Here is a 10,008-nt window from a genome sequence, read left to right as displayed (position 1 = left end):
GGCCCGGCACCGTGCGTGCCGGGCCCCTCCCAGGCCCAGCGCTTACGCCCGCACGTCCACGATCTGCTCGAAGAAGAACTCGTGCTTGAGGAAGGAGACGTCGTACTCGCTGCCCGCCCCGGACGGGATCAGCTGCGCGGCCTGGATCAGGCGCCAGCCGTCGCGCAGAGCCGCCACGCCCGTCTCGTACGGCGGCTCGTCGCTGTCCCCCGTGGTCGGGGAGGTGCGGCCGGTCCCGTCGTAGCGGGACCAGCCGATGACCGGGGAGTCCAGGGCCGAGGTGGAGAGGTACAGCACCAGCACCCGTTGGCGCAGGACGGGGGTGCCGGCCCCCTGTGCGGCGGCGGGGGTCGTCGTGTCGACGGTCATGTGGCGTCCACCTCGGGGCGGTTGGCGACCCTGGTCACCCAGTGGTCGAGGTCGAATCCTTGGTCACCGGTCAGCTCGCGCCACAGCAGGACCCGGTTGTACCGCTCCAGACGGCCGCCTGCCTGCTCGTACCACGGGAAGTGCGCGTCGAGTGCGTCGCGCACCTGGGGGTCGTGCAGGTCGGTGACGTCCCACAGGAGGCGCTGGCGCACCGTCGGGTTGAAGCGGATCTTGAACATGTAGCGCGGGATGCCGCTGTCGTTGCGGCGGCCCCCGTGCCAGAGTCCGTGGTGCAGGAACACCACGGTTCCCGCCGGGCAGACCAGCCGGTCCTGGCCCCGCAGGTTCTGGTAGCGGCCGGTGTCGGTTTCGTTGGTGCGCCGCAGATGGCTGCCGGGCACGCTCAGCGTGCCGCCCATGTCCAGGGTCACCTGCTGCGGGTAGTACATCAGCTGGACGTCGAACGCGTCGGGCCGTATGTCGATGACGGCGTCCGCGTGCAGCGGCTGGGCCTCGCCCCCGTGCGGCTCCCGGATGTGCACGGCGTGGTGGTCCACGGCCGGCTCCGGCCCCACCAGACTGTGCAACGCGCCTGACACCGGCGGCAGTTCGAGCAGCCGTCGGGCGAACGAGCCCGGCGCGTAGGCCTGTGACAGCGGTGTTCCGTACGGCACCGACGGCATTCCGTCCGCCAGGACGTGCAGGGCCTCGGCGTTCATCTCCGCCGGGACCACCGCGTCGAGCCGCAGCGATCCGCTCGCCACGAAGCGCGCCATCTGCACCGAACTGAGCAGTGTGCCGCCCTGCCGTCGGGGCGACTCCTCGGCTTTCACGAGTTCCTCGGTGTGCGTCATGAGGCACACGCTAGGAGCGGACGCCCGCGGAGCGCGTGGGCCCCGTTCACCCACCAGTGGTCGATTTTCACCCTGCGGGGGTGCGCCGGGCAGGGTGCGGCCTCTGCTCTACGCGGCCCTGAGGGCGCGCGGGGAGGCCCCCAGCTCCCGGCGGCAGGCCTTGTTGAACGCCTGGAGGTCGGGGATGCCGACGGCGGCGGCCACCCCGGCGACGGAGAGCGTGCTGGCCCGCAGCAGGTGCCGGGCCCGCTCCATCCTGCGGGCCCGGATGTAGCCGACCACGGTCTCCCCGGTGGCGCTGCGGAAGAGGCGGGTCAGGTGGTTGTGCGAGATGCCCACCGCCTTCGCGAGGTCGGTCACCGCGAGCGGCTCCGCCAGCCGGGCCTCGATCAGGGCCACCGCGGCGGCCACGGCGGGAGGGAGTACCCGCGCACCCCCGTCCCGGAGCGGTGCCATGTCGGCCACCGCCCACAGCGCGGCCCACACCTCGGCCACCGCCCGCCCCGGGGTCTGCGGCCAGGAGGCCAGCGCCTGCTGCAACCGGGCTTCCAGTACGGCGACCCGCGGGCCGGCGTGCTGAACCCTCGGCACCTCGCGGGCGATGCCTGCGGCTCCGAGGCGCAGATGTACGTAGAGGTGCTCGGAGCGGCCCCGGTAGCGGTAGACCACGGGCGTTCCGGGCGGCACGAGGCTGACGGTGCCGGGGCGGATCCGGTGCTCGACGCCGCCCACGGTCAGGTCGGCCTCGTAGCCGTAGAGGTGGAACTGCCACAGGTGCGGCAGCTGGAACTCGTCCACGTGCCCGGCGGGACCGTGGACGCCGATGCCGACGGCCGCGAGGCCGGGCGGACCGTCCAGCCGGACGGGAGAGGTCTGGGCGGGCGGGAGTTCGGTCACGGTGCCTCGGTCGGGAGGTGGGGCGGACAGGGGCGCACAGGGAGCCGCCCGTTCCAGGGTCGCACGTGCGCCTCACACCCGGTTCGAAGCAAAGCACCGAAGCGCTTCAACGATGCCTCGTGCACTGACAGATCGACAAGTGACCAGTACATACAGCTTCGCGCATTACAGACTCTTGTTTTACGTGAAACATCACCGTTAACTTGCGCCTGTCGGTGAAGCGCTTCGACACGCCACGTCCTCCCCCTCACCACCGGCCCCGCCCCGGCAGATCGCCGGCGCCACCCACTCGACTCCCCACCCGAGGAGCCCTCATGACCGCTCGCAGCATCACCGACCACCTGGGCGGTCTCGCCTTCGGCGGGGACTACAACCCCGAGCAGTGGGACGAACCGGTGTGGAAGGAGGACGACGAGCTCATGCGCCGGGCCAGGGTCAACCTGGCCAGCGTGGGCATCTTCTCCTGGGCCCTGCTCGAACCGGAGGAAGGGCGCTACGACTTCCACTGGCTCGACGCGCACGTCGAACGGCTGCACGCGAACGGCGTGGCCGTCGACCTGGCCACCCCGACCGCCTCCCCGCCGCCCTGGTTCACCCTGGCCCACCCCGACGCGCTCCCGGTCACCCCCGAGGGCACCCGCCACGTCCACGGCAGCCGCAACACGTACTGCCTCGCCGCGCCCGCCTACCGGAACGCGGCCCGCCGGATCGCCTCCGCACTGGCCGAGCGGTACGGCGACCACCCCGCCCTCGCGCTGTGGCACGTGCACAACGAGTACGCCACGCTCTGCTGGTGCGACCACACGGCCGCCGCCTTCCGGGTCTGGCTGCGACAGCGCCACGGCTCGCTGGACACCCTCAACGCGGCCTGGGGGACGGCCTTCTGGAGCCAGCACTACACCTCCTGGGAGCAGGTGCTGCCGCCGCGCGCGTCGCAGTGGCACAAGAACCCCGGCCAGGCGGTGGACTTCCGCCGCTTCTGGTCCGACGAGATCATCGCCGCCTACTGCGAGCAGCGCGACGCGATCCGCGCGCACAGCGACCGGCCGGTGACGACCAACCTGATGCTGCCCGCGTACCAGAACGTGGACCTGTGGAAGTTCGCCCGCGAACTCGACGTCGTCACCTCCGACCAGTATCCGAGCTCCCCCGGCCTGGACGCCGCCGCCAGTGTCGCCGTGCACGCCGACCGGACCCGTTCCCTGGGCGGCGGACGTCCCTGGCTGCTGATGGAGCAGGGCACCAACACCGTTTACGACGGCGGACAGATCCTCGGCAAGGAGCCCGGCGACATCCTGCGCCACTCCCTCGGCCACATCGCACGCGGTTCGCAGGGGGTTCTGTTCTTCCAGTGGCGGCAGTCCCGGGCCGGCGCCGAGACCTGGCACTCGGCGATGGTCCCGCACGCGGGCCCGGACAGCCGGATCTTCCGCGAGGTCACGCAGCTGGGCGAGGCGGTCGCCCGGCTGGGCGAGCTGGCGGGGTCGACGGCCGCCGGGACGGTGGCCGTGCTGGACAGCCCGGACGCCTGGTGGGCGCTGGGTGTGGAGGGGCTGCCCTCCTCCCGTCTCGGCGACTACCACGGCGAACTCGTCCGGGCGCACCGCGCGCTGTGGGACGCGGGGCTCACCGTCGACTTCGCCCGCCCGGAGCACGAGTTGGGCCGCTACCGGCTCGTCGTCGCCCCGGCCCTGTTCCTGCTGTCCGACGAGGGCGCCGAGAACCTGCGCCGTTACGTCGAGGGCGGCGGCACGCTCCTGGTCCAGCACGCGGCCGGTTCCGTCGACGACCGCATGCACGCCAGGCTCGGCGGCTGTCCCGCGGGACCGCTGCGCGAGGCGCTCGGCATCCGCGTCGAGGAGCCCCGGCCGCTGCGGGAGGACCAGCGGATCGTCCTGTCGGACGGGTCGCAGGGCACGGTCTGGAGCGAGTCGCTGCGCACCGAGGGCGCGGAGACCCTCGCCACGTACACCCACGGCATGCTCGCGGGCGGGCCCGCGCTCACCCGGCACCGCTCCGGCAGCGGGCAGGGCTGGTACCTGTCCACCCGGCTGGACGACGCCGGGTACGCGGCCCTGGTCGGCCGCCTGCTGAGGGAGGCCGGCGTCGCGCCCGAGGTGCCGGGCCTTCCGGCCGGTGTCGAGGCCGTCACCCGCCGCTCGTCCGACTGCCGTAGCTGGCAGGTCCTGATCAACCACACCGCCGTGGCCGTGCCCCTGCCGGAGCCCGCCCACGATCTGCTCACCAACGCCCCCGTACGTGAACTGCCGGCCGGCGGCTGCGCGGTTCTGCGCGGGCACTGACCTCGAAGGGGACGCCATGACCGCCATGACCGAGCAGGACACTGCCAAGGAGCAAGAGGTCTTCCTGTGGGGGCACGACGCCCTCCACCTGGAGATCACCCTCGACGACGGCTGCCCGCGCCTCACCCACATCGGACAGCCCGGCGAGGCGCAGTCGGGCCCCGGTGCGTACCTGCCCCTGGTGGAGGTGACGGCCACAGGCCACGGCCGCGGCTGGTCGGGCGACCGCCTGGTGGGCACCGACCTCGGCGGACGGCTGCGGTACCGGAGCCACCGCGCGAGCCGGGACGGCGACTGGCACGTACTGAGCGTGCACCTCCACGAGCCGCGGACCGGGCTGGTCGCGGAGGTGACGTACCGGTCGCCGGACGGCGTCCCCGTGCTCCGCAGCGAGGTGGCCCTGCGCAACGAAGGGCGGACCGCACTGAACCTGGAGTCGGTCAGCTCGCTCGCGGTGGGCTGCCTGGCCCCGCGGACCGCGGCGGCCGTCGACGACGCGGACCTGCTGTGGGCGGAGAACGACTGGATGGCCGAATGCCGTTGGCAGCGTCAGCCGATGCGCCTGAGCACACAGGACCGCAACGGACGGGTGAGCGTCTCGCACGGCAAGGCCGGATTCAGCCTCAACGGGCAAGGCACCTGGTCCAGTTGCGGACGTCTCCCCATGGGCGGGTGGACGGACCGGCGCACCGGCCGCACCTGGGTGTGGCAGATCGAGCACAACGGCGGAGGCTGGCGCTGGGAGTGCGAGGAGCACCAACAGGCCCTCTACGCGGCGCTGTTCGGCCCCACCGACATCCAGCACGGCTGGCGCCACCTCCTCGAACCCGGCGCCGGGTTCCGCACCGTGCCCGCCGCCCTCGCCTTCGGCGCCGACGGCGGCCCGGACGCCGCGTTCGCCGCCCTGACCCGCTACCGCCGCGTCCAGCGCCGCCCGCACGCCGACCACCAGCGACTGCCCGTCGTCTTCAACGACTACATGAACTGCCTGATGGGCGACCCCACGACCGAGAAGCTGCTGCCGCACATCGAGGCCGCGGCCGACGCGGGCGCGGAGTACTTCGTCATCGACGCGGGCTGGTACGACGACGAGAACGGCGGCTGGTGGAACGCCGTCGGCGCCTGGGAGGCGGCTGCCTCCCGGTTCCCCGGGGAGCGCGGCATCCACGAGGTGCTGGACCGCATCCGGGACCGGGGCATGGTTCCCGGCCTGTGGCTGGAGCCGGAGATGGTCGGCGTACGCAGCCCGATGGCCAAGTCCCTGCCCGACGAGGCGTTCTTCCGCCGTGACGGCATCCGCGTCACGGAGGCCGGACGGCACCATCTGGACCTGCGCCATCCGGCCGCCCGCGCTCACCTGGACGAGGTCGTGGACCGCCTCGTCGGCGGGTGGGGTGTCGGCTACCTCAAGCTCGACCACAACGTCGACCCCGGTTCCGGCACCAGTGCCCACCCCGGCGAGACCCCGGGCGCGGGCCTGCTCGGCCACAACCGGGCGCACCTCGACTGGCTCGACGGCGTCCTGGACCGGTACCCGCACCTGGTCCTGGAGAACTGCGCGTCCGGCGGCATGCGCTGGGACGACGCCCTGCTGTCCCGGATGCAGTTGCAGTCCACCAGCGATCAGCAGAACCTCCACCACTACGCCCCCGTCGCGGCCTCCGCGCCCACGGCCGTCACTCCCGAACAGGGGGCGGTGTGGGCGTACCCGCAGCCGGAGGACTCCCTCGACGAGGTGGCCTTCACCATGGCCAGTGCACTCCTGGGGCGAATCCACCTCTCCGGCCGCCTTCCCGAACTCGGGCCGGAGGCAAGGGCGTTGGTCCACGAGGCGGTGGCGGTGTACAAGGCCGTCCGCGGTGACCTGCCGCAGGCCGTGCCGTCCTGGCCGCTGGGCCTGCCCGCCTGGGACGACCCCTGGGTCGCCCTGGCCCTGCGCACCCCCACCACCACCTACCTCACGGCCTGGCGCCGCCCCGGAACCGATGCCACGGCGACACTCCGCCTGCCCCACCTGCGAGACAGCGCCGCCCGTGTCGACCTGCTCTATCCCTCGGCCGGCCGGGTCGACTGCGTCTGGACGCCCGGCCGGGCCGAGTTGAGCGTGACCCTGCCGACCGCGCCGTCCGCCGTCCTGCTCCACATCACGGCTCCCTGAACCGCCGCAGCTCCCGCTTGACCGCATCACCGACCCGTACGCGCGTCACCTCACCGACCCGGCCCGTACACGCATCACCGACCGATGGGAGACCCCCGTGCCCCCTTCTCACCAGCCGGACGTCCGCCCCACCAATCCCGTGCTCCCCGGCCTCCACCCCGACCCCAGCGTCTGCCGGGTCGGCGACGACTACTACCTCGCCTGCTCCAGCTTCGAGTACTTCCCCGGGATACCCCTCTTCCACAGCCGCGACCTGGTGCACTGGACGCAGCTCGGCAACGTCCTGGACCGGCCGGAACAACTGCCGCTGTCCTCCGCGTGGTCCTCCGGCGGGATCTACGCCCCCACCCTGCGCCACCACGACGGCCGCTTCTGGCTGATCGTCACCAACTGCAGCGAGGGCGGCGGCAATCTGATCGTCACCGCCACCGACCCGGCCGGGCCGTGGTCCGATCCCGTCCTGGCGCCCGACGTGCCCGGCATCGACCCCGACCTGGCCTGGGACGAGGACGGCACCTGCTGGTGCACGGTCGCCGGGGGGTGGCAGGTCCGCATCGACCCGTCCACCGGGCGGACGCTCGGCAGCCCGCACCAGCTCTGGGCCGGCGGACCGGACGCCAAGGCCCCGGAGGCGCCGCACCTGTACCGGATCGGCGCGTACTGGTACCTGCTCATCGCCGAGGGCGGCACCGAGCGGGGCCACGGGGTGTCGATCGCCCGCGGCCTCTCCCCCGCCGGTCCGTTCGAGCCGTGCCCCGGCAATCCGGTCCTCACCCACCGCGGCACCGACCGACCGGTCCAGAACACCGGGCACGCCGACCTGGTCCAGGGCCCGGACGGCTCCTGGTGGATGGTGCTGCTCGGCGTCCGGCCGGGCGGCGGCACCCCGGGCTGGCACGTCCTGGGCCGGGAGACCTTCCTGACCCCGGTGACCTGGGTGGACGACTGGCCGGTCGTCGGCGAGGTCGCCCTGGAGCTGCCCGAGCTCCCGTGGCCGCTCTTCCCCGGGCCGCCCGAGGAGCGGCGGGACGACTTCGAGCTCGCCGAACTGCGGCCGTCCTGGATCTCCGTACGCGACCGGCCGGTCGCGCACTGCTCCACCAAGGAGCGCCCCGGATGGCTGACGCTCCGTGCGCGCGGCGCGTCCCTCGACGAGCCCGACGTGGTGTTCACCGGCCGGCGCCAGCAGCACCGGGCGTGCCGGGTACGCACCCTCGTCGACCCCGCCGAGGGGCGCGGCGGCCTCGCCGTACGGCTGGACGAGCAGCACCACTACGCGATCGAGGCCTCCGGCGCCCAGGTGCGGGTGATCGCGCGCGTCGGCTCCCTGAGCACGGTCGTGGCCGAGCGGCCCGCGCCCGCCGGGCCGCTGGTCCTCGCCCTCACGACCGCCCTGCCGCCCGAGGGCGGGCCGTGCACAGGACCCGACGTCGTCTCCCTCGGCTTCGAGCAGTCCGACGGCACGTTCACCGAGCTCGCGAACCTCGACGGCCGCTATCTGTCGACCGAGGTCGCCGGCGGCTTCACCGGACGCGTCATCGGCATGTACGCCGCGGACGGCACCCTGCACTTCGACTGGTTCGACTACGAGCCCCTCGACGGCTGAACCGGATCGGAACACCGCCACCACCGACCGAAAGGCACGACCTGTGAAGCACCTGTCCAGACCCGCACACCCTCGCGCCCACGGCTCCGGGCGGCCGGCCGCCCTGCTGATGGCGCTGCTCGTCGTCCTGGGGCTGACCTCCGGCGGCAGCGCGAGCGCCGCGCCCGACGCCCCGGCGCAGCAGGCCCCCGCCGCGGTCAAGGTTCCGGCCCGCGCCATGGACGCCGTCGCGGCGATGCAGCCCAGCTGGAACCTGGGCAACACCCTGGACGCGATTCCGGACGAGACGTCCTGGGGCAACCCCAAGGCCACCCGGGAGTTGTTCAAGGCCGTCCGGGCGGAGGGCTTCCGCAGCGTCCGGATACCGGTGACCTGGAGCGCGCACCAGTCGGCCACCGCGCCGTTCGCCGTCGAAGCCGCGTACATGAACCGCGTCAAGCAGGTCGTCGACTGGGCGATCGCCGAGAACCTCTACGTCGTGCTCAACGTGCACCACGACTCGTGGCAGTGGCTGGAGAAGATCTCCACCACGGACCACGACCAGGTGCTCGCACGCTTCGACTCCCTGTGGACCCAGATCGCCGCGACGTTCCGCGCCGCGCCGCGCACCCTGCTCCTGGAAGGCATCAACGAACCGGTCTTCGGCAAGGTCACCGCCGCGCGCAAGGCCGAGCTGATGAACGAGCTGAACACCTCGTTCCAGAAGGTCGTCCGCGCTTCGGGCGGCGCGAACAAGGACCGTCTGCTCGTGCTGACCACGGAGTACGCCACTCCGTCCCAGGCACTCATGGACAACCTGAACACCACGATCAGGTCGCTGCGCGACAGCAACCTGGTCGCCACCGTGCACTACTACAGCTGGTACCCGTTCAGCGTGAACGTCGCGGGCGGCTACCGGTACGACGACGCGGCGCGCAACGACCTGACCGACGCCTTCGCCCGCATGCGCCACACCTTCACCAGCAAGGGCATCCCGGTCTACCTCGGCGAGTACGGCCTGCTGAGCTATCCCGACCACCACCACCCGGACCGCATCGAGCGCGGTGAGGCACTGAAGTACTACGAGCAGTTCGGGCACGCGGCGCGCCAGGCAGGCGTCACCACCGCCCTGTGGGACCCCTTCGCCTACCTGGACCGGGCCGCCCTGAAGTGGCGCGACCCCGCCCTGTTCGCCTGGATCAGGTCGAGCTGGACCACCCGCTCGGGCACGGCCTCCTTCGACAAGGTCTTCGTGGAGAAGGCGGAGCCGATCATCCCCCAGTCACTCACCCTCAACCCGAACGGCACCAGGTTCCGGGGCGTGTGGCACGGTGACACCCAGCTCGCCGAGGGCCGCGACTACACCCTCTACGAGGACCGGATCACCTTCACGAAGCAGGCGCTGACCCGGCTGACCGGCAACCAGAAGTACGGGGTCAACGCGACGCTCCAGGCCCGGTTCTCGCGGGGGCTGCCCTGGCAGATCGACGTGGTCACCTACGACAGACCGACCCTTGCCAACGCCACGGGCACGGGTACCGAGTTCGCCGTTCCCACGAAGTTCCAGGGTGACCTGCTGGCGGCCATGGAGGCCACGTACGGCGACGGCAGCAACGCCGGCCAGACCGACTGGACCGCGTTCCAGGAGTTCAACCTGGCCTTCTCGCCGGACTACCCGAAGGACGCGATCACGCTGACCCCCGGGTTCCTGAAGACGCTGCGCGACGGTGACCCGGCGGTCCTGACGTTCCACTTCCACAGTGGCGCCAAGGCGAAGTACAAGATCACGAAGTCCGGCGACACCGTCACCGGTACGACCGTCAAGACCCCCTGACCGACCGC

General features: G+C 72.2%; 7 protein-coding genes. 4 read left to right on the top strand and 3 right to left on the bottom strand.

All coding sequences use genetic code 11. From position 1 onward, the window contains the following. Positions 1 to 42: 42 nt before the first annotated feature. The 3 genes from ACWGIG_RS32570 to ACWGIG_RS32560 form a co-directional block, all read right to left on the bottom strand. Positions 43 to 369, bottom strand: coding sequence for a hypothetical protein (locus ACWGIG_RS32570; protein ID WP_453325290.1), 327 nt, complete (start codon positions 367 to 369; stop codon positions 43 to 45). Beyond that, complete coding sequence (locus ACWGIG_RS32565) at positions 366 to 1,223, bottom strand: phytanoyl-CoA dioxygenase family protein (protein WP_453325289.1); 858 nt, start codon at positions 1,221 to 1,223, stop codon at positions 366 to 368. The genes ACWGIG_RS32570 and ACWGIG_RS32565 overlap by 4 nt, the downstream gene beginning before the upstream one ends. A gap of 108 nt (positions 1,224 to 1,331) precedes the next feature. After that, the gene (locus tag ACWGIG_RS32560) at positions 1,332 to 2,120 is read right to left on the bottom strand and encodes a helix-turn-helix transcriptional regulator (RefSeq protein ID WP_453325288.1); all 789 of its coding nucleotides are present in this window, start codon (positions 2,118 to 2,120) and stop codon (positions 1,332 to 1,334) included. Positions 2,121 to 2,434: 314 nt separating this feature from the next. On the opposite strand from ACWGIG_RS32560, the gene ACWGIG_RS32555 reads away from it, so the two are divergent. From ACWGIG_RS32555 to ACWGIG_RS32540, 4 genes are all read left to right on the top strand, one after another. After that, positions 2,435 to 4,423 (top strand): beta-galactosidase, encoded by a 1,989-nt coding sequence (locus tag ACWGIG_RS32555; RefSeq protein WP_453325287.1) that lies wholly within the window; start codon positions 2,435 to 2,437, stop codon positions 4,421 to 4,423. A 16-nt stretch (positions 4,424 to 4,439) separates the two neighbouring features. Continuing rightward, a complete protein-coding gene (locus ACWGIG_RS32550; protein ID WP_453325286.1) occupies positions 4,440 to 6,581 on the top strand; it encodes a glycoside hydrolase family 36 protein in 2,142 nt (713 codons plus the stop codon). A 97-nt stretch (positions 6,582 to 6,678) separates the two neighbouring features. Beyond that, complete coding sequence (locus ACWGIG_RS32545; protein WP_453325285.1) at positions 6,679 to 8,187, top strand: glycoside hydrolase family 43 protein; 1,509 nt, start codon at positions 6,679 to 6,681, stop codon at positions 8,185 to 8,187. 43 nt (positions 8,188 to 8,230) lie between these two features. Then, positions 8,231 to 10,000 (top strand): cellulase family glycosylhydrolase, encoded by a 1,770-nt coding sequence (locus tag ACWGIG_RS32540; RefSeq protein WP_453325284.1) that lies wholly within the window; start codon positions 8,231 to 8,233, stop codon positions 9,998 to 10,000. Positions 10,001 to 10,008: the final 8 nt, after the last annotated feature.

The organism is Streptomyces sp. NPDC054863, from assembly GCF_053610825.1.
This window is presented reverse-complemented; position numbering and strand designations above follow the sequence as displayed.